We start from the raw sequence: 19,933 nt of genomic DNA on the forward strand, positions 1-19,933 counted from the left end.
ATGTGTCATTGTTGTGCAGGACGATCAGTTTGTTTGGAAGTGGTAGCCAAGACCTGCATAAAAGTCTGTTTGATCTTTGATCATAAAACCGTAAGACAATGTAACAGTATTTCCTTGCGTTGGCGCCGACCAAAGCTTAACAACTATTTCATCGCCGACAGGTAGCACGCTACCATCTTCAATGCCGCTTAATTTAACGTCGTGAGTGAGGCTGACTGCGTCCATTGCAAAGATCTGCTGAACCTCATAATCGTGTCCAACGGCTTCAAGAGTTAATGACCCTAGGAGTACGTATTTGGGCACTTCACCTTTAATTTCTTCATTCAGAGTAACCTCCTCTGCGAACGGCCATTGTTTTTTCTCACCGTTGAAGTGCAATACGAGGTCGCTTGTTCCTGCTTTCGATGCCGTTACTCGAACAAAATCTTTTTCACTGCTTAGAGCACCATCACTTACGGTTAGAGCAAGCGCATAATCACCCTCGACATCGGGGGTGAATGTTGGTTTTGCTGACGTAGCATCCGACAATTCTGCAGTACTTGCCGAAGGCTTGGACACAAATTCCCACTGGTACGTGATACCTGAATCATTGCCATCAATGCTTGCGCTAGCGTCTAAGGTTGCGGTTCCACCCAATTCGAATGTGGTATCTCGTCCTGCCATGGCAACCGGTGCTACGTTATCGGCAGAGTAGTTGATGGTGATCTCTTTAGTTGTCTCTTCTTTACCGTCTGAGACGGTTAGAGTTAGTTTGTATTCACCTGCAACGTTTGCTTTTAGCGTTGCTTGTTTTGTGCTTGCGTTGCTCAACGACATCGTGGTGTTTTTTGGTGCTGAGTTGAGAGCCCATTGGTAGCTGAGCATATCATTATCAGCGTCGTAAGCTTTCGCGTCTAATTTCAGGGTTTGATCAAGCGCTGCCGTGTAGGTTTCCGATGCATAAATAACGGGCGCCACGTTGGTATTTACTTCTGTTGCGGTGATAGTCAGCGATTGTGCGCTACTGTCTTTTTTGCCATCGTTGGTTACCAACTGAACGGTGTAGTCTCCTGCCACGTCTGGTGTGAAGTATGGAGAGACTGCATTAACGTTATTTAACTTGACGTTACTGCCTTGTGGTTTTTTGCTGATAGACCAAGTGTACGTTGCGATACTGGCATCTACACCGTAGCTACCCAGTCCATCTACACGAATTCTGTTTCCGACTTTTGCTGTTTCGTAACCAGATACAACGGATACAGGCGCTTTATGTGAATCTGCAGTGTTTGAGTCTGAACCACCACAAGCGATAAGCGAAGGAATGGTGATAGCAAGAAGCGTCCATTTCATGTTGGGTTTCATTAAATCATCCTAAATATACGGTTCTATAGGCTTGGTGGTGTTTGGGACACCAAACCTATATTGGGCTTTATGAAGTTTCATCCACTACACCGAATAGCAATTGGAAATCCGTAAAAATAAAATGAAAAAACAAAACGCCTCGGGTGAGGCGTTTTGTTTTTAAGGGGCGTTCATAAGGTTTAGAAGCGTCCGTTTAACTTGAGTCCTATCGTTCTTCCTGGTGCAGGCATCCCAGATACCGATCCAGCTTCAAGATAATAAACATCGGTGATGTTGCTTCCGATAAGCTCTGCAGATAGGTGTTCGTTAAACGCATATTTAATGTAAGCATCAAATGTTGTTACATCGGTTCGTTTAATTTGTTCATCTTCGTGACTGCCAGAAACATAGTTGGTACGTAACCCGCTTTCTAATGCTTGATTAAAGAACCTTGCTCCGACTAATAAGCTACCCGAATACTCTGGTGCTGCTTGTGCTGCCAGATAGCTTGCTGCTGTGAAGCCACCGCGAACACACGTTTCTGTTGATGGTGTGGTTTTATCGACAAGAGCTGGGACGAAGCCTTGAGCTGCAGAGTTTTTGTCACACACCTCATTGCGGAAGTTATAAGCCAATGACGCATCGGCAAAGTACAGTTGGTTATCGAACATACCGTTGATTTCAATACCACTGGTGCGTTGGCTATCCAGATTGGCAAATGAAAAACTGGATCGATCGCGATCCATTACATCATCAATCGTTTGATCAAAGTAAGTGAGCTTTGCGCTTGCGTTCTCAAAGTAGTGAATGTACGCGACCTCGAAGAGTTTCGCTCGCTCTGGTTCAAGGGGTACTGATGCTGATGGGTTACCAGAAAATCCACTGGTACTCTCAAATAAGCTTGGAAATCGCAGTGTTTCTGCATATCGAGCATACGCACGGCTGTTTTCGTTGATTAGCCATGTAGTGGTAAGAGATGGCATCCAACCACTGCCGCTGTTCTTGTAGCTGAGGTTACGGTTGTCCTTGCCATCAATTTGTCCTTTGGTTTTACAGCTGCCTTCAACAAAGTTGTCTTTCTTTTGGGCAATCAAACAAGGGTTGTTAGCAAGATCCAGTTCGTTTTTACTGTTGGTTCGCCATTCAACTAGGTGATCCTCAACGAAACTGGTTTTGTTTTTGGCTTCCGTTGTTTTCTCTTCTACCTTTGCAGTTAACAGTGAATCAAAGTTATTGATCTCATTTTGACGCAGTTTTAACTCTTCACGGTAAGTATCAGCTTGGGTGGGATCGGTGGTGATCAAATGTTGCAGGCGATTGATTTCTCGGTTTATGTTCTTTTTTGTGAACGTTGCACGAACTTCATGCTCAGCATTCGCGACGTTTTGTGCGATTTCTTCTGGGGCGTAAGTTTCAATGGTTTGAAATGCGAGACGATAACCATCTTTCTTGTATTCTTTAAGACCAACATCGTTGCTATTGCCCGTTTTGATGCGATTCTCGATGTAAAAGTCGGTGGCTTCATAACTGATATAGCGCACGCCTGCGTTGATAATAAAGGCATCTAGTGGACGCCATTCGATGACCGCGGCTCCGTTATATTCTTCTCTTTCTCCCGAGCGCACAGGACCACCGTAGAAATCAATGAGGTATTCCAAACCTTCTTTTGGGGTCAATTCATGCTTCATGTAGCTGCCGGAAACCGTGACATCCAAGTTATCGAGCAATAGCATTTTGTTCTTAAAATCAAAGCCAAAACGGTTTTCATCACGATTGACGGTCGAGGTGTTGATGATGATATCTGGTGTCTCGCTACGAAAGTTCACAAAATTGGGAAAGCCATAGCCAGTATTGCTTTTGGAATCCGTTAACGTTGTCCATAGGTTAGTACTGAGGTCAATGTAGCGGCTTTCTGGGTTTGCTCGAAACTTGATGCTGTAAGCTTGCATCTTGGCATTCGCTAGCGGCCATTGAGGCAGACCGTCACTGTTTCGATAATCTGAACGACTCGCGAGGATTTCCCCGTGAGTACTCTCTGTGTAGCGCGCGTTCAGCTGTAACTTATAGTAATCGCTAAAATTAATGGTTGTTTTTAATAGGAACGACTCCATCTCAGAGGATGTATTTGGTACTTCGTGCCCAGGGATATGGCTCAATGCAATGTGTTCCGGGTTCAAATATGGGTTTCTGCCCGCAACGATCTCGCTACCGCTACCATCTCTTGATTTGGAGTAGAACCCCGTTTTATTTGTGCCTGAGTAGTAGTTACCACGATTACGATATGCATACGCGCCAAGCCATTCAATTTTTGGTTTTACGCCCGCAATAGCTAGTCGATAAGCTGTATCCTCACCGTTTAGCGGATTGTCATCTTTATCATCTCTAGTTTGAAAGCGTACTTCTGGGTCGTCATATAATGGTACGCCGCCTAACTCATTGTATACTGGGACATCTTGCCATCGTTTACCTGTATGCAAGCGAGCTTTATTAGGCTTTACTGAGTTGCTGCTGCTTTCCGCCACGAACTCCATACCGAAATTATCACCCTCAGGCACAATATCTTGTGGCTCCAATGTCGTGACTTGTACTGCGCCCCCTACAGAGGTATTCACGTCCGAACTGATCTGTGCGCCTTTGTAAACTTTCAGACCACCAATCAAGTTTGGATCAATGTAGTTTCGGTTTGAAGCGCCTCGGTAACCGTTATAAACGGAAATGCCTTGTTCTGTGCCATCTATGACGACAGGGACTCGTCCAAAACCTTGTACACCACGAACATTGGGATCAATGCTTCCACCGCCATTACGAGCCTCACCACTAAAGGTATTTGCCATTCCGGTAAACAGATCGGCAGCGCTTGCGCCTTTGAAGCGTTCTATTTCTTCTTTGCCCATGTAGGCACTGGCAACATCGGCGTCATAGATCGCCATCTCACCATCACTATCGCGATAATAAGCATCTTCAAAACTCGTTCTTACCTGAATTGCGTCGAGTGTCATTTCAGAGGAAGGAGAAAGTTGATAAACACCATCAGCCTGCTTCTCGGCATTCAATCCCGTGTTTGCCAGCAGCAATGTCAATGCTTGTTCGGGGTCATAGTTACCTGTTAACCCAGGACTTTGCAGGTTTTCTGAAAGTGAAGCATTGAGATAAAACTCAACACCAGACTCTACCGCAAACTGGTTTAATACATGGTCAAGATTACCTGGTGGAATATCGTACTGTACTGACTGTTCTGCCCATGCGGCAAAAGGAGTGATGAGAGAGGCTAATCCTAGATTGGCTTGAATCATTATCGCCAATATCTGGCGTCGTTGAGGGAGCGGCACCTTGCTTTCCTTAATCGGTCTACTAACTGCTCTTTACACCGAATGAGATGTCTAAATCCGTAATTTTTTTTATGGTTTTGCTTTCACACTGACCCACATTGGTGTCCGATAGCGGATTTCGATTGGTAATATTTGGCTGATGTTAAAAAGCGTTTTGTCGACGTTTTTTGTCGAGAATACCCCGGTGAGCTTCAAAGAGGACAACTGTGGATCGACTGAGAGAATACCGCGACGGTATCGACTTAGCTCCGTAATAAACTCTGTGAGTGGCATCCCTTGTGCCATGATTTTTTGTTCTAACCATAGGGCGTCGTCACTGAGATTCTTTTGTATGTTCGAGGTTTCACGTTGCGTGAAGTGGGCGTTTTCACCAGCAAGCAAGTGCTGTGCTCCCATACCAAGTAAAGGGTAGAGTGCTACTTCGCCCTCATAAACGGAAACTAGCGTATCGTCGTCTCGTTTTTGTACGGTGAAACGGGTGCCTATTGGTACGACTCGACCTTGCGGAGTAGTGACATGGAAAGGGGTGAGATGGTGAGAACTGGTGACCATAATCTCACCTTCAAGCAGGTGTAAACGTCGTTCTTGCTGGTTAAAGTCGACAAATACGTGGGTGGCGGTGTTCATTGCCATTTGAGTGCCATCAGAAAGCAATATGTCTTTCACCTCACCCGTCGCTGTAGTGTACTCCGCACCATTGGGAAGAGAGGTATGAGTAGACATCATCAAACTTAACGTGCCAAGAGAAAGGCCACCAAGCATCAAGACTTGTCGGCGGTTCAAACCACGCTGTTTTGGAGCAAGCACTTGGCGGCTGATCGGGGAGTTTGGAATACCAGTAAACTTTCTTTGCAGCTCTTCTAACTGCTGCCACGCATAAGCGTTATCAGGGTGGGCGCTTCTCCAGCTATCAAAGGCATCTCTGTCTTGTTGTGTTACGTCATCGGCCCACAAGCGCGCCATCCACAGAGAGGCTTGCTCGATGGATTCACGAGAAACTTGCTCCATGTTATTCGTTCTCACTCAGCATGGTCATCATGCAGCCCTGCAGTGCTTTCGCTACGTATTTCTCGACAGAAGACACTGACACGTCGAGTGCGAGTGCGATTTCTTTATAGCTCTTGCCTTCCAATTGGCGCATCAAAAGTGCTTGGCGAGCTTTAAGAGGTAAACGATGCAGAAGGGCATCAATTTCGACCAGAGCTTGCACAACGACAGCTTGGTCTTCAGGAGAGCCAGCGACTTCTACAGGTTCTTGTTCGATGAGTTCTAAGTAAGCGGCTTCGATTCGACGACGTCGGTAAAGATCAATGACCAAACCTTTTGCGATATGAGTAAGGTATCTTCTCGAATCTTTCGTTTCAGGTAATCTGCCTCGGGTAAGGAGTCTTAAATAAGTGTCTTGAACTAAATCGGCAGTTGCTTCAGGACACCCCAAACGACGTTTAATAAACACAGATAACCAACTGTGGTGCTCTTGGTACATGTTACCGATACGAGCTGCGCTTGCTGAACTGATAGCCGCCATGATTTGATACTCCTTCCCTAACCAACAGTAATGATAATAATTATCATTACGACAGTTGGCGGAATATAACAGAAAAATAAATAGGTTCCAGAGGAAAAATTTATAAAAATTATTAATGATAAGACTATCGTCACTAAATCAATGACTTTAAAAGTAAAAAAAGATGTGAATAAACCAGGGTGTTGCCAGCGCGACAGGTAGAAGAAAACGACCGTATACAAGATTTTCTGAGCTATATAAGAAACATTCTATTGTCGAAGTTGATTCGGTATTGATAAAACTCTTTTCGTTATTTTCTTTGCTTGAAAACGGCTGGAGGTAAATCAATTTTACGACCTTTTCTAAACCAAATTGCATTTTGTCTAAGATGGCTTTGTTGAAATGAGTTTTATGCTCAATGCTTTATATACCTGAGTTTTGAGCCTGTTAATGCTTTAGTGATGTGAGCCTGATTCTTAGAATTGAGAGGTTTGTTCAGAAAATGATTTTGGTTAGACTGAAGGTGGTGATGGGTAGCAGATGGATTGGTTATGTGGAAGATATGCCTGGAGTGGTCAGAAGATAAAACAAAGGTTTTTGCCCGCTTACCGGGAGATGTGGATCTCGGAGGTGAGCTAAATCAAAAGGAATTGCCTGAGCAGCTTCAGATGATGGAAGCTGACAAAGCGTTTGTCGATGAAACTGAGGTGGTGCGATTCATTAATTGCGCGCGTGAACGTAAATCAGAAGCCTATGAAGGGATCGTGATTGCACAGATCAAAAACGCTCAGGTGGAAGTTGAACTCTCCAACAATGACATGCTTGCCAGCATGAATGTGACGGGCGCTTATGGCGGACGAGGACTAAGAGGTCCTGAAATTGTTCAAGCACTCGCGCATGCTCGTGTTTCCAAAGGCATCAATAAACTTGCGTTGAAAAAAGTGTTGGTTGTCAGTACACAGCTAAAACCCGGAGAAACCTTCACCCAAGCTGTTGCGGTTGGCAAGCAACCTGTTAAAGGCAAAGACGCTATCTTCACGCCACTTGTTAAAGACATCACCAAGCGCATCCTTAAGCCGAAAGAAGGTCAATCCTCTAGTGACAAAATCGATCTACGCAATTTAGGTGAAACCATCGCTGTCGATATTGGGGATGAAGTGATGCGCCGCACTCCGGCGACCAGAGGCATCCCGGGCTTCACCGTTCAAGGGCGCGTTATTCCGCCACAAGCGGGCAAAGACAGTCCAATTAAACCCGGTAAAGGCACTGAAATCAGCAAGTCCGATCCAAACCTTCTGCTTGCATCTGTTTCAGGTACACCACTGATCAAAGAAAAAACCATCGAAGTCGACAATGCACTTTGCCTCAATAGTGTCGGAGTAAACACCGGTCACGTGAAATTTAAAGGTAACGTCATCATTGGCGGGAACATCGAATCGGGCATGATAGTGAAAGCGACGGGCTCAATTACAGTGGGTGGTTTTATTGAATCTGCCGATGTACAAGCTGAAGGGGATATTCAAGTTGCTAAGGGCATCATTGGTCATACAGTGAGCGATGGTCAGCCAAAAAGCTGCCATGTGCGCACCAAAACATCGATTCGTGCCAGTTATGCCCAATATTGTGAATTGCAATCTGGTGAAGACATAGAACTTGCTGTCCATAGCATGAACAATGACATTGTTTGTGGGCGCAATTTAATCGTGCTTGATGCCAGTGGCAAGAACGGCACTTTAAGTGGCGGTGATGCAAAAGTGGGCAGTAAGGTTTCCTGTTCGCAATTGGGTGTAGAGGGAGATACGGCGACCAAGGTTGAAGCCTTTGCAGATTATTCTGTCTTTAAGGAACGTATTGCAAATCTAAAAGACGAGTATAAATCCGCGCAAGAAGGCACCATGGACGTTATCCGAAAGGAACTTGAGTTTAAGAAACGCCCTAAAGCAGAGCGCACGGATGAAGAGCAAGCGCAGATAGAAGTATTGAAGGCGCAAAATAACACTCGTTTGGAAGACGTAAGGCAGAAGCTTGAGCAAACTGAACAAGATTTCGAAGTCGCATTAGCAGAGAATATTGTTGAAGCAACTGACCGAGTCTTTACGCGGGTGACGGTTCAATTTGGTGATGAGCAAGTCACCACCAAACGTACCCATGGCGGCTGTGTATTTAGCTTTAATCAATACGAGATTAAAGTCTCAGCAACCTTGGAAGAAGAAGACCTGGCTGCTGTTTAACCTTAGGAACGAAAGCCCATTTATCTGGGCTTTCGCTTCATTTTGCCTTAACAAATCAGACCCAATGCTAAGTCGTTAAGCGATGTGTTCACGGTAGTAGTCACCTAATGCGAAGACGTCACCACTGCACATGATTTTCATCGTTTGTTTGATGTGCTCAATTGACCAATCCCACCACTGAATTTCTAGTAGCATCGATACCGCCTCTTCATCAAAGCGCAGGCGAACCACATGATTATTACCAACCACAATGGAATACGGTTCGACATTTTTAGTGATCACTGAACGCGCACCAATCACTGCACCATCACCGATTGTCACGCCCGGCATTATCATGGCTTCACTACCAATCCAGACATCGTTGCCAATAATGGTATCGCCGGCAAGCTCAAAGCCGCTTTTTACCCCATTGCCAAACTCTTCTGGGGAAAAGGGAAACGTGGAAATCCAATCAATACGATGTCCCTGATTACCCGCCATCATAAAAGTCGCACCAGAGGCAATCGAACAAAATTTCCCAATGATCAGTTTATCGACTTCGCCATATGCGCCGTTTTGCCATTCATGTTGTGTCACACTGTCGCCCATCAAATAACGAACAGCCTGATCTTCGAAAGTTTTGCCATGGTAAAAGCCGGAGTAGTAGCTGTATTCACCCACTTCAATGTTTGGGTTGGTGACATGATCTTTAATGATTTGCCCTTTCAGCCAAGTATCGAAAGCGTTCATCTGTATTCTCCATGCAAAAATTTAAGTTGTGCGCAGTGTAGAGCCTTTCTATTATTTCCAGTAGGTTGATTTTAGAGATTCATAATTACTATATGGAAATAAACTGGCTCAGTTACGTACCGATTTACATTGCACTGTGCGAAGAGAAAAGTATTGCTGGTGCGGCTAAAAAGCTGCGCTGCTCCAATGCCCATGTGAGTCGTCAACTTAGGCAGTTGGAGGCGATACTTTCTGTTCAGCTTATCCAACGCACCACGCGACAATTTAACCTTACTTATGATGGACAGCGTTTCTACCACCAAGTGAAAGGCTTAATGGAAAATGTGGAACAGATTAATGAACAAGTGATGGAGACCGATAAGGTTGCTGGGCATTTACGTATTGCTGCTTCTGCCTCATTTGGTGCGGAGTTACTCAACCCTTCATTAATTGCATTTCGTCAGCAGTTCCCCGACGTTACGTTTGAGGTGATTTTCACTGAGACACCGCTCGATTTGATTGAGTCTGGGTTTGATCTTGCGTTCTTTTTTACCGACTCACCCCCTGAAGGGTATGTCGGACACCATCTGCGTTCTTTACACTGTAAACCATTCGCGAGCAAAGCGTATCTAGCGACAAAACCATCACCAAACACACCAGAAGATTTGCATCTTTTAGAGCACATTACCTATCGCAATGCTGAATTGAATCTGGATACATGGCACTTTCATCATCAGCAAACTCAACAAGACATTAAGGTCACGTTATCCAGCGTGTTGTGCTTTAATCTTGTCCAATCGATGCTTGATGCGACAGTAGCTGGTTGCGGTGTCGCGATGTTGGATGAGTTTGCACTAGAAAAACTGAGTCCCCAAGAGCGAGCGCAACTTGTCACTTTACTCCCCGATTGGCGCACTAAAGCGATACTTCCACTCTACCTGCTTTACCCTAAACGTGAACATCTACCGAAACGAACACGAGCATTTATTGATTTTTTTAAAAACAATAGATGATTCGGTGGTTTTTTGTTCAATAACAACATGTTGTGGTAACAATAAGTGAGTTTAGTTGAAGGGAGCAACTTGTTGCCTATAATTCGCACCCCTTAAATATCACGTTTTGTGAATATCGTTTCAGTGCATCGCACGCATATTTGGGTTTTTATTATATGACACGTTCAATTGTTGCTCTTTCGTTAGCTACTATTTTTACTTCAACTTTTGTTTCTGCAGAAACAATTGAAGGCTCCTCATACGACCGCTCTGGTTTTGGTGTAAATATTGGCTACGCAATGACTTCCCTTGATAATGTTACAGCGGCGACGGAAAGCGGTGTATCTTTCGGTGTTTCGTACACTTTTAACAATGGTCTTGTGATCGCTGGTTCTTATGTTCCAACCATCGTTGAAGACAGTGCATCAATCGGCTATCTAGGTGCGCATGTAGAGGCTTCGCAAGCAAACCTTATGGTTGGTTATGAGAGCATGAGCGGTTGGCGTATTTTGGGTGGTCTAGCTGCTACTGATACGGAAGCGACAGTGTACAACGCATACACATCAGTTAGTGACTCAGACTCTTCGACTGGTTTCGCTGTGCAAGGCGGTTACGTGTTCCAAAATGGAATTACGTTGGATGCTCAAATCTCAGTTGTAGATTTTGCTGGTATCGATGCAACAACTTCTAACCTGCTAGTTGGCTACAAGTTCTAATTCTTATAGGGGACATGCATTTTGTGTCCCCAGTTCCCCCTCTATTATTCGTATGCAACAGCAAACTGACGTCTTGATGAGAAATTAAAAGTCTGGTTGGTGCTGCAGTAGAGCGATAAATGCGTCTAGGTGCTGTTCAATTGTCAGATCAGCAGAGATCGCGGGTAGTTCAACCGTAATGCATGGCAATGCGCGCTCGTTACACCAAGTTCCGAATGATCCCGGAGTTTCGTAATCTACGTCATCGACGAGTGGTAGCTTGAACAGCTCTCCAAGCCACTTCGCCAGCACTGAATGGGCTGGATCATCAACAAACGCAAGGGGTTCATGAAAAGAGACCACGAACTTTGGATTGCGTTTCTCAATCAGGTTAATTAATGCGTCGACTTCGGGTTCAAGCGTTTTTTTGCTGCCTGTTTTGACTTTGACATCCCTCACGGGTGTGTGTGAACTCCAACGATAGACGGTGCCGTGTTCTGTCCAATTTTGTGTGGGGAAAGCACGGTTTAAGTCGACTTGATTGGCATTTGCTCGTGTACCCAACTGGTTGGCGTCTGGGTTCATCGATAAAATAACGTCATGCTTTAAATCTTCAGCGGGCAAACTTCTCAGCGCGCAAGATAGCCCTGCGATAGACGCTGTCTCATCACCGTGTGTGCCTGCTAAAATCAAACCTCGGGAGTTACTTTCTACTTGCGCAGGGAAGTACAGCAATGGCGCGCCCAACACCGATTTTCCATATGATATCGGCGAAATTAAAAAAGCCGCTCTTTCCGTTCTTGGAATTAGACTCACCGTAATCTCCTGATTGTTCGATTAGTATTTGGATATAACTCAAGTTATGGTTGCTGAAACTAGCACTTTGAGATTACTTGGGTATAAACCGAACACTTAAAGTTCGTCAATGCTTGTATTATCAATTGTGGTACTTGCTTCAAAAGACGTGTTAGGAGAACGAAGAACGATATGGATTTTAAAAAGCACTCTACAGCGTTAGTGATTTCCTCTTTATTGACCCCATTTTTGTCCGCAGCTGCGTTCGCAGACTCTCTACCTGATGGCGTGCAATTGGCATCTGAACAACATTTAGTGCGTGCAAACGATGCCGAAGCAGCGACACTAGATCCGGCAAAGGCTGAAGGCTTACCCGAGATGCACATCATTCGCGATTTGTTCGAAGGCTTAGTCATCCAAGATCGTGATGGCAACATCGTTCCCGGCGTTGCAGAATCTTGGCAAACGGAAGATAACCAAACTTTTGTGTTCCATCTGCGTAAAGATGCGAAATGGTCGAATGGCGATCCTGTGACAGCGGATGACTTTGTTTATTCGCTGCGCCGAGCTGTGGATCCTAAAACGGCATCACCGAATGTTTGGTATCTCAAACTCACCAAGATCAAAAACATTGCTGATGTTGCGGAAGGTAAGAAGCCGCTGGATGATCTCGGTATGACTGCTGTCGATAAACATACGCTACGTTTCGAGCTGGATAGCAAGGTGCCTTATTTTGTCGCAATGACCGGGCATACCTCCATGATGCCAGTGCACAAAGCAACGGTTGAGAGCAGCAATAAACCGTGGAGTGATCCTAAGCAGTTTGTTGGCAATGGTGCATTCGTGCTAGACAAGTGGGTGGTGAATGAGCGTATTGAACTGAAGAAGAACCCAAACTACTGGGATAGCGCAGACGCTCACCTCACTCAGGTGACCTATATTCCGTTTGAAAACCAAAATGCCTCGATCAATCGCTATGCCGTGGGCGAGGTTGATATTACTTCAGATGTTCCTACACACATGGCGCAAAAGCTGAAGAAAGAATACGCACAAGCTTATACCGCGGTGCCTCTGCTTTGTACTTACTATTATGCGTTTAATACCACTCGTCCCCCGTTTGATGATGAGCGAGTTCGTAAAGCTGTGTCTTACTCCATCATGCGTGATGTGATCACCGATGGTGTGACTCAAGTGGGTAACTTGCCTGCATACACATTTGCTCATCAATACACGGCGGGCTTTGACGCAACTCAGCCAGAATATAGCGCATGGACACAGAAACAGCGTGATGCAAAGGCGCGTGAACTGTTGAAAGAAGCAGGGTACGGAGACGATAAGCCTTTGGATTTCAAATTGCTGTACAACACCAGCGAGTCCAACAAAGCCATTGCAGTGGCAATTGCTTCTATGTTGAAGAACAATTTGGGAGCCAAGGTTGAGCTAGAAAACCAAGAGTGGAAATCTTACCTGGTCGCACGTAAGCAAGGGGATTTTGATGTCATGCGTGCCTCGTGGTGCGGAGACTACAACGAAGCGTCCACTTTCTTGAGTCTGTTGCGCTCAGGCTCATCAGGTAACTTTGCTCGCTACAGCAGTGAAGCTTATGACAGCACAATGAACAGTGCATTGGCTGCCACCGATGAAACAGCGCGCCAAGGTTTCTATGACCAAGCAGAGCAACTATTAGCTACGGATATGCCAATCGCGCCGATTTACTATTACATGCAAGCGCGTTTGGTTCGCCCTACGGTGGGTGGTTTTGCCAAAAACAACGTAGAAGGTCGTATTTACTCGAAAGACCTCTATATCAAGAAATAGCACCTAACCAACCAGTGCTAAAATCTAGCCCCGAAGAGGTGTCTTGCGGGGCTTCTTTTCTCTTAGCGGGTGGAGAGCTTGTTGACTAGCATTGCGACTCGTTTGCCAAGATATTCGGCTGTCGCGAGATCAGAAGGAGGTAACTGACCATCTTCACCACCTTGAGCAACAATGCCACCTTGCACACCGTAGCGATTAAGGTTTTGCTCACCAGAATTGCTGATCTTGTCCAAGCCGACCCACATCATGCCGTGTTGGTTAGCGAGCGTTTGTAGGTATTGCAATGTGCAAGATTGGTCACCATTCATAGCCCCACCACTGGTAAAGCCGGCTGCGATTTTCCCTGCCCATTTTTGGTAACACCAAGATTCACTGCTTGCATCGGCAAATGCTTTAAACTGCGCAGCCACACTGCCCATGTAGGTTGGAGAGCCAAAGATAATCGCATCACACTCAGCAAGTTCATCCATTAGGTTAGGGTGCACAAAACGCCCCTCAATAATCTCACTGCCTTGAATACGATGAGAGAGAATTTCAAATCCACCTTGCTGTTCAATGCCCTGTTGTTCAGCGCCAGCGGCAATTGCGCGAGCAAGCTGACCTGTTACGTCGGTTTTAGAGAAATAAATAATCGCAATTTTAGCCACAATGGTTCCTTTTTCATTGTTGATCTTGAATCGTGCGAATAAGGCTAAAACCTCAAGCATGGTTGAGGTCAAGAAGGTGTTTAAAAAAACCGAGGAAACAAAAAGCCGATGTTGAAACATCGGCTTTTTAGTGGGCTATTTCTTTCTGCGGGTATAAATGCGTGAGGTGGTTTTGGGCTCCTCAACCTTGGCTTTCTCTTTCGCCAGTTTGAGTACCGCTTTTTGGAGCATCAAGTTGTTCGGGTAAGTGATTAGGTTGCCGTTGTCGTGCTTGATCAACACATGGAACATACGGATTTCCTGAATCTCACCGCTAATGTCTTCGTCTTTGTCCACGACTTTAATTCGGTCACCGACACGATATGGGAAGACAAAGAAGATCAGAAAGCTTGCCGTGATGTTACTAAGAATCGACCATTGAGCGATGAAAGCCACCCCCAATACCGCGAAGATAGACGATAGGAATAGCGACACATCGCCATAACCAATACCGGTCACGATGGCGAATAGCGAAGCAAACAGGAACAAAAATGCGACGTTGAAGCAACGTTGAATAAAGCTCAAGCGTGCTTTGTTTACGCCTTTAGCTTCTGCCAAATTCAGAATCGCGCGGTTGGCGATCTTCTTTAGCAAGCGATAAGCGATCACAATGATGACGCCCATCAACACTTTATAACCGATAGAGCCCGCCGTGAAATACTGACTGATTTGCTCTAAATGCATCCAATGATTCATTTCTTCAACTCGAGAATATTAAGAAGGCGCGTGTTATAGCCGATTTTGACTCGCAAGTAATTAACTATTTTCACTGCGGAATGAGATTTATGTTGAACAAATTTTGACCTTTATCCCAGTTCCGGATTGAGACGTAATGAACCTTGCTCTTTGTTGTGTTCGCTGCTGCTAATCTAGACAAGTTGATTGCGCTATGGAAAGTGGAGGGATGTGTGGAAGAAGATGAAAGGGCTATCATGGGACTTGTCGCCATTGTTGGCTTTGTGTTGGTTTGGATACTTCTCGAAGAGTTTGGCTATTTTGGTTTACTCACCTTCAATAAATAAGCCCCGCGAAACACTCAGTTCAACGGGGCTTTGATTTTTTTGTGCGGTTTAGTGCTAGCTGACGGCGCGAACCTTACCTTGCTTCAAGTCGTTAAGCACTTGCGCCTTCGGACCATCTGCAATCACGCTGCCTTTTTCCATGACTATCACGCGATCAACAATGTCGAGCATTGAGGTTTTGTGTGTAATCAAAATCAGCGTCTCACTTGGTTTTAACTGCGCTAACTGATGTTTGATGTGCATTTCCGAACGGTTATCCATTGCACTGGTTGGCTCATCCATCAATAGCACAGGTGGGCGACCTAAAAACGCTCGCGCAATGGTTACCGCTTGACGCTGACCACCTGAAAGCATCGCACCACCTTCACCGACCTGACGCTCAAGACCTGCTGGGTCAGATTGAGTAAAGGCTGTGACGCCCGCTCGGTTTGCTGCATCTAATACATCGCGATCATCGGTTAGTGGACGACCGAGTGTAATGTTGTCGCGAATCGAGCCGAAGAATAGATTCGAATCTTGCGGTACGCAGCCGATATTGCGTCGTACGTCCACGTGATGAAGCTGTTCAATATCGGTGTCATCAATACGCACATGACCTTCTGTTGGCTTGTACAGACCCATTATCAAGCGTTCTAGCGTGGTTTTACCCGAACCAATACGACCGATGATCGCCACTTTCTCACCTGGATTGATGGTCAGGCTCAAATCACGAATCGATGCTACTGGTGCATCTGGGTAATGGAAGGTTACTCGGTCAATTTCAATCTTACCTTGCACGATAGGACGGTGAATGTAGCGTTTACCTTCTTCTTGCTCGTCTGGCATTTCCATCACTTGATTAATGATGGTCATCGAAGATTTCGCTTGGTTGTATCGGGTTGAAAGCAAAGAAAGCTGAACCATAGGACCAATCGCTCGACCACTTAGCATGGTTGCAGCAATCAAACCACCCATGGTGAGGTCCCCATTCGCAATTAAGTACACGCCTAAAATGATCATGCCGACGTTACTACTTTGCTGCACAAAACCTGCTGCATTTTGAATACTGTCGGTGATACGACGGCTCTTGATGTTCCAGTTTGCCATGTGTGCAACGGCTTCTTCCCAGCGGTATTGGAATTGGCTTTGTGCACTCAGCATTTTCACCGTTTCTAAGCCAGATAGGCTCTCAATCAAGTTAGCGTATTTCTGTGAAGCAAGACGTGAACCTTCTTCAATCGAGCGGCGCAATGGACCTTGGATCAACGCGGAGTGAATCATCAGAATCACCACGCCCACCATAGGTACGAATACTAAGTCGCCAGCCATTAACCAGATGATAATCAGGAAGAGAATCGCGAAAGGTAAGTCAATCAACGCACTTACCGTGGCAGAGGTAAAGAATTCACGAATGGATTCAAACTCTTGCAAGTGGCGAGCAAACGCACCCACAGAAGGCGGCTTGGATTCCATACGGATGCCCATCACTTTGCTAAACAGCTTAGAGGAAATCAGGATGTCGGATTTCTTACCTGCAACGTCGATGAAGTAGTTACGCAGTGATTTGAGCAAGAAATCAAACAAGAACACCACGAAGATACCGCTTGCCAACACCCATAGCGTCTCAAACGCGAGGTTTGGTACTACTTTGTCATACACCAAGCGAGTGAACATTGGTGCAGCGATAGCAAAGATGTTGATAAGGAGAGAAGCGATAAGCACATCGCGGTAGATGCGTTTAGATTGCCACAAGGTTGACCAGAACCAGTGACCTTCTTTGGTTTTGAGCACTTCGGGAGAGCGCTCGTCATAACGGAATTGCTTTTTAACTAAAAAATAGCGACCAGTGTACTGCTCAAGTAGGTCTTCTAGAGGAATGGAGATAGGCACCATTCCGCTTTCTAGGGTGGTGATTTCAGCTTCTTGCTTCTCAACGTTAATGCTATTGAGAACGCAAGAATCACCACCTTTAAGAAGTAAGATAGCCGGCAGAATTAGGCTAGAGATCTTGTCTAAATCTGCACGGTTTTCCTTGGCAACCAATCCGGCCCTTTCCGCCGCTCTTGGTAGCAGAAACGGGGTAAGCTTGCCATCAGAGAGCGGAAGACCGTTAATCAGGGCTTCCGGTGAGTTGGCTAGTCCGTAGTATCGGCTAACGTAAATGAGCGAGTTCAGTAAAGGGTCTTTCATCCTTGGTATACCTTTCTTATTCCTTGTCGACGATGAAGCCTTGGAAGACTTCCACAAAGTGTTCGGTTAGGAAATCCAACTGAATCTGTGTTTCAACACGAGATGCGATCGTGGTAATACCCAAGTTATGAGCAGTACGTGAGATCGAAGTCAGCGTGAATTTCTGCTTCTCGTCGTGCAAGTTGTGCGTGAATAGGTAATCCAGTTTTACGTAATTCGGGCGGAATTCCTGAATGTACTCAAGTGACTGGAAGTTACGACCATAGTTATCAACACCGAACTCTGCTCCAGTTTGACGAATCGCGTTACATAGCAGGGCTGTATGGTGCGGATGGTCAATGAAACACGCTTCTGGAAGCTCAAAGTGGAGCATAGGTGCTACTTTCGGGTGCTTCTCTAGCATGCTGGTGGTCCAACGAATGAACGATGGTTGAGACAAGCTGCTTTGTGCGATGTTGATTGCCACTGGCTCTTTTAGCTCGCCGCTTTCTAACATCTTAATCATCGACTCAATGACGTATTGGTCGAAGATGTTGGTTGCGTCTAGCTGCTCAAGAGCAAACAGGTATTGGTTTGCACGGTAAGTCTCGCCATCTTTTTCGATGCTTGAGAACACCTCGTTGTGGAACACTTTACCCCAAGTATTTTTCGCAGACTGGAAGCGGAATTTAATCCAATCGCTGTGAATCGCTTCTTCAACCAACGCTTTCCATTGCTGTTTACCCATAAGGTTAGAAGTATTTTCACCACCAACGAAGCCGTACGCTTTGTCTGGTTGCGCTTTCGCTTTCGACAAGGCGTTATCCACCATCGATAGCACTTCAGTGCGCGTTTTCTGATCTTTACTGTGTGCAACACCCAGTGATGCTTTTGGTTTCGCAAGACCGGTAGGATCGGTATTCAGACCATTTACACAGTTAACGATACTGTCAGCTAGAATGCGCAGTTCGCTCTCATCCATGTGTGGGAATAATAGACCGAACTCGTCGCTAGATAGACGAGCAATGGTCGCTCCTGGTACGTCGATAGTGTTTTTCAGACGTTGAGACAACTCTTTCACGTGGGCATCAGCGCGTTGATAGTCTTTCGTCTCGTAAATATCGCCAATGTATTCAGCATGGAGTAGCGCGATACCCCCTTGCGTTTGTTCTGCAAGCCATTGGTCAACTTGGTTAATGTAGAACGAGCGGTTACCTAGTTTGGAGATTGGGTCTAGGTAAGCTTGAGCACGCAGACGCTGTGCTTCTTTGGCTTGTTCTTTAAATGACAGTTCGATTTGTGCCGACATTGAGTTGATGCCATCAACCACTGCAATTAGGTCCTTGGTTTTTGGACGCGCCAGTGGGTCACCAAACTGGTTGTTGGCGATCTCGTGCATTTTCTTCACGATGGCAGCCAGCGGTTTTAATGAGCGACGTAGAATGTAAGAAATCGCAATCAGACCCACTAGGAAGATAATGCCAAATGCCGTAAGTAAGCGAATAAAGCCTTGCCAAAGTTGCTCGTAAGCAGCTCCTGGGTGGCTGATGATTTCAACTTCTGCAAGTTGCATCCAACCACTGGTTACCACGCGTTTATCATGAATCGCTTTGAACAAGTTCAAGTCGATGAACCATTGTGGAACATGGCTTGGTTTGACTGGGTACGAGCGTACGATTTGGTAATCCGAATCTAACGCGGTGAGACGTACGACAGAATAAGTACTGCCATCGAACAACGCATTAATCACGGATTCTACCGCCACCTTATCCTTGTCTTTTAAATAAGGTGCCAGTGCCAAACCAACGGTGTTAATGGTGTTGTTGACCTCTGAACGTTGCTGCTGCTCTAAGCTGTCTCGAGTAGTGTTGAACTGGATTACGAATACTGATGCCATCAAGAGTATAAAGACCGTAACCATTCCCACTACAAGCTTCTTATATAGGGTCATGTTTTTCACTCGTCATAGTTAATTTTAGGTTTTTTTAACTGCAACTTACGTTCGCGCGAGCGTAAGTCATTCCAAAGGCTCAAACGTGAGGCTTTTCCTGCTAGCTCTCCAACGCTAGCAGAAGACTTCATTAGCCATAGGTTTGAACCATTAAAACTGTAAATCGGTAGCAAATCGCTACGCTTGGAGGCTCGGACAATTTCTGGATTGATGTTGTCGAGAATGAGCGGCTCTGAACTTGGGGTTGGGTAATAGGCGAGTACCATGTGAAACTGATTCAATTCGATGGCTTTTACGTAGATCAAACGCATCTTTGAATCCGGTACGCCAAGCTCGAGTAAAGAGAAGTATTTGGCAATAGTGAAATCTTCACAGTCACCGGCATTGCTGCCTAAAAACTCGAGTGGTGTTGCCCAGTAGTCTTTTTTGCCCCATAGGTCTATGTCGTCAACGAAGTAAAGTTGATTGAAAAAGTCGTTAACGCCTGCCAGCTTTTCATGAGTCTCCAATGTTTTAAAAAAGTCGATATTATCTCGCCAGGTTTTCACGCGCATTCCAGCGCGTTCACCATAGACTGAAGTGACCGTATCGACCCATCTTTGTTCTTTGTTGTTCAAGGCACCAATTTGGAACGAAAAACAACTAATGCTGATTAATAATGTAACTTTACGCTTCAATCTGGGTGGCATATTCGACTCACATCACAAGTGTACTCTTCCAATGGGCTCGAC

15 protein-coding genes are annotated in these 19,933 nt (G+C 45.5%); 4 read left to right on the forward strand and 11 right to left on the reverse strand.

Going from position 1 to position 19,933, the window contains the following annotated elements; all coding sequences use genetic code 11:
- Positions 1 to 24: 24 nt before the first annotated feature.
- From MHO32_RS08970 to MHO32_RS08985, 4 genes are all read right to left on the reverse strand, one after another.
- On the reverse strand, positions 25 to 1,341 hold the full coding sequence (locus tag MHO32_RS08970; RefSeq protein WP_239211286.1) for a PKD domain-containing protein: 1,317 nt from the start codon (positions 1,339 to 1,341) through the stop codon (positions 25 to 27).
- 179 nt (positions 1,342 to 1,520) lie between these two features.
- Positions 1,521 to 4,649 carry a TonB-dependent receptor gene (locus tag MHO32_RS08975; protein WP_230689786.1) on the reverse strand — a complete coding sequence of 1,043 codons (3,129 nt, stop codon included), beginning with the start codon at positions 4,647 to 4,649 and terminating at the stop codon, positions 1,521 to 1,523.
- Positions 4,650 to 4,718: 69 nt separating this feature from the next.
- Complete coding sequence (locus MHO32_RS08980; protein ID WP_239211289.1) at positions 4,719 to 5,657, reverse strand: FecR domain-containing protein; 939 nt, start codon at positions 5,655 to 5,657, stop codon at positions 4,719 to 4,721.
- 1 nt (position 5,658) lies between these two features.
- Positions 5,659 to 6,177, reverse strand: coding sequence for a sigma-70 family RNA polymerase sigma factor (locus MHO32_RS08985; protein WP_239211291.1), 519 nt, complete (start codon positions 6,175 to 6,177; stop codon positions 5,659 to 5,661).
- Positions 6,178 to 6,707: 530 nt separating this feature from the next.
- On the opposite strand from MHO32_RS08985, the gene MHO32_RS08990 reads away from it, so the two are divergent.
- Positions 6,708 to 8,387, forward strand: coding sequence for a DUF342 domain-containing protein (locus tag MHO32_RS08990; RefSeq protein ID WP_085319663.1), 1,680 nt, complete (start codon positions 6,708 to 6,710; stop codon positions 8,385 to 8,387).
- A gap of 75 nt (positions 8,388 to 8,462) precedes the next feature.
- Here the strand turns inward: MHO32_RS08990 and MHO32_RS08995 are convergent, their stop codons facing one another.
- The gene (locus tag MHO32_RS08995) at positions 8,463 to 9,116 is read right to left on the reverse strand and encodes a CatB-related O-acetyltransferase (RefSeq protein WP_239211301.1); all 654 of its coding nucleotides are present in this window, start codon (positions 9,114 to 9,116) and stop codon (positions 8,463 to 8,465) included.
- A 92-nt stretch (positions 9,117 to 9,208) separates the two neighbouring features.
- Here MHO32_RS08995 and MHO32_RS09000 point away from each other — a divergent pair, with 92 nt between their 5' ends.
- Positions 9,209 to 10,108 carry a LysR family transcriptional regulator gene (locus MHO32_RS09000; RefSeq protein WP_009696518.1) on the forward strand — a complete coding sequence of 300 codons (900 nt, stop codon included), beginning with the start codon at positions 9,209 to 9,211 and terminating at the stop codon, positions 10,106 to 10,108.
- 155 nt (positions 10,109 to 10,263) lie between these two features.
- Positions 10,264 to 10,803, forward strand: coding sequence for an outer membrane beta-barrel protein (locus MHO32_RS09005; RefSeq protein WP_005450047.1), 540 nt, complete (start codon positions 10,264 to 10,266; stop codon positions 10,801 to 10,803).
- An 84-nt stretch (positions 10,804 to 10,887) separates the two neighbouring features.
- Here the strand turns inward: MHO32_RS09005 and mpaA are convergent, their stop codons facing one another.
- Entirely contained in the window at positions 10,888 to 11,598 is a 711-nt protein-coding gene (mpaA, locus tag MHO32_RS09010; protein ID WP_080992749.1) for a murein tripeptide amidase MpaA, read from the reverse strand.
- A 171-nt stretch (positions 11,599 to 11,769) separates the two neighbouring features.
- Here mpaA and MHO32_RS09015 point away from each other — a divergent pair, with 171 nt between their 5' ends.
- The gene (locus MHO32_RS09015; RefSeq protein ID WP_239211304.1) at positions 11,770 to 13,395 is read left to right on the forward strand and encodes an ABC transporter substrate-binding protein; all 1,626 of its coding nucleotides are present in this window, start codon (positions 11,770 to 11,772) and stop codon (positions 13,393 to 13,395) included.
- Between the two features lie 62 nt (positions 13,396 to 13,457).
- On the opposite strand, the gene MHO32_RS09020 is transcribed toward MHO32_RS09015, so the two are convergent.
- The 5 genes from MHO32_RS09020 to MHO32_RS09040 all read right to left on the reverse strand — a co-directional run bounded on the left by MHO32_RS09020 (position 13,458) and on the right by MHO32_RS09040 (position 19,891).
- A complete protein-coding gene (locus tag MHO32_RS09020) occupies positions 13,458 to 14,042 on the reverse strand; it encodes a flavodoxin family protein (RefSeq protein ID WP_009700501.1) in 585 nt (194 codons plus the stop codon).
- Between the two features lie 135 nt (positions 14,043 to 14,177).
- Complete coding sequence (locus MHO32_RS09025; protein WP_005450053.1) at positions 14,178 to 14,765, reverse strand: mechanosensitive ion channel family protein; 588 nt, start codon at positions 14,763 to 14,765, stop codon at positions 14,178 to 14,180.
- Between the two features lie 392 nt (positions 14,766 to 15,157).
- Entirely contained in the window at positions 15,158 to 17,272 is a 2,115-nt protein-coding gene (locus MHO32_RS09030) for a type I secretion system permease/ATPase (protein ID WP_005450056.1), read from the reverse strand.
- 16 nt (positions 17,273 to 17,288) lie between these two features.
- Complete coding sequence (locus MHO32_RS09035) at positions 17,289 to 19,202, reverse strand: bifunctional diguanylate cyclase/phosphodiesterase (RefSeq protein ID WP_026000294.1); 1,914 nt, start codon at positions 19,200 to 19,202, stop codon at positions 17,289 to 17,291.
- A gap of 5 nt (positions 19,203 to 19,207) precedes the next feature.
- A complete protein-coding gene (locus tag MHO32_RS09040; RefSeq protein ID WP_017189818.1) occupies positions 19,208 to 19,891 on the reverse strand; it encodes a transglutaminase-like cysteine peptidase in 684 nt (227 codons plus the stop codon).
- Positions 19,892 to 19,933 lie beyond the last annotated feature (42 nt).

Source organism: Vibrio sp. MMH1-50 (assembly GCF_022347645.1).
GTDB lineage: Bacteria > Pseudomonadota > Gammaproteobacteria > Enterobacterales > Vibrionaceae > Vibrio > Vibrio harveyi.

Coding starts and splice junctions, on each gene's coding strand:
- MHO32_RS08970 (WP_239211286.1), bottom strand. CDS start 1,341: ATGAAACCCAACATGAAATGGACGCTTCTTGCTATCACCATTCCTTCG.
- MHO32_RS08980 (WP_239211289.1), bottom strand. CDS start 5,657: ATGGAGCAAGTTTCTCGTGAATCCATCGAGCAAGCCTCTCTGTGGATG.
- MHO32_RS08985 (WP_239211291.1), bottom strand. CDS start 6,177: ATGGCGGCTATCAGTTCAGCAAGCGCAGCTCGTATCGGTAACATGTAC.
- MHO32_RS08990 (WP_085319663.1), top strand. CDS start 6,708: ATGTGGAAGATATGCCTGGAGTGGTCAGAAGATAAAACAAAGGTTTTT.
- MHO32_RS08995 (WP_239211301.1), bottom strand. CDS start 9,116: ATGAACGCTTTCGATACTTGGCTGAAAGGGCAAATCATTAAAGATCAT.
- MHO32_RS09000 (WP_009696518.1), top strand. CDS start 9,209: ATGGAAATAAACTGGCTCAGTTACGTACCGATTTACATTGCACTGTGC.
- MHO32_RS09005 (WP_005450047.1), top strand. CDS start 10,264: ATGACACGTTCAATTGTTGCTCTTTCGTTAGCTACTATTTTTACTTCA.
- MHO32_RS09015 (WP_239211304.1), top strand. CDS start 11,770: ATGGATTTTAAAAAGCACTCTACAGCGTTAGTGATTTCCTCTTTATTG.
- MHO32_RS09025 (WP_005450053.1), bottom strand. CDS start 14,765: ATGCATTTAGAGCAAATCAGTCAGTATTTCACGGCGGGCTCTATCGGT.
- MHO32_RS09030 (WP_005450056.1), bottom strand. CDS start 17,272: ATGAAAGACCCTTTACTGAACTCGCTCATTTACGTTAGCCGATACTAC.
- MHO32_RS09035 (WP_026000294.1), bottom strand. CDS start 19,202: ATGACCCTATATAAGAAGCTTGTAGTGGGAATGGTTACGGTCTTTATA.
- MHO32_RS09040 (WP_017189818.1), bottom strand. CDS start 19,891: ATGCCACCCAGATTGAAGCGTAAAGTTACATTATTAATCAGCATTAGT.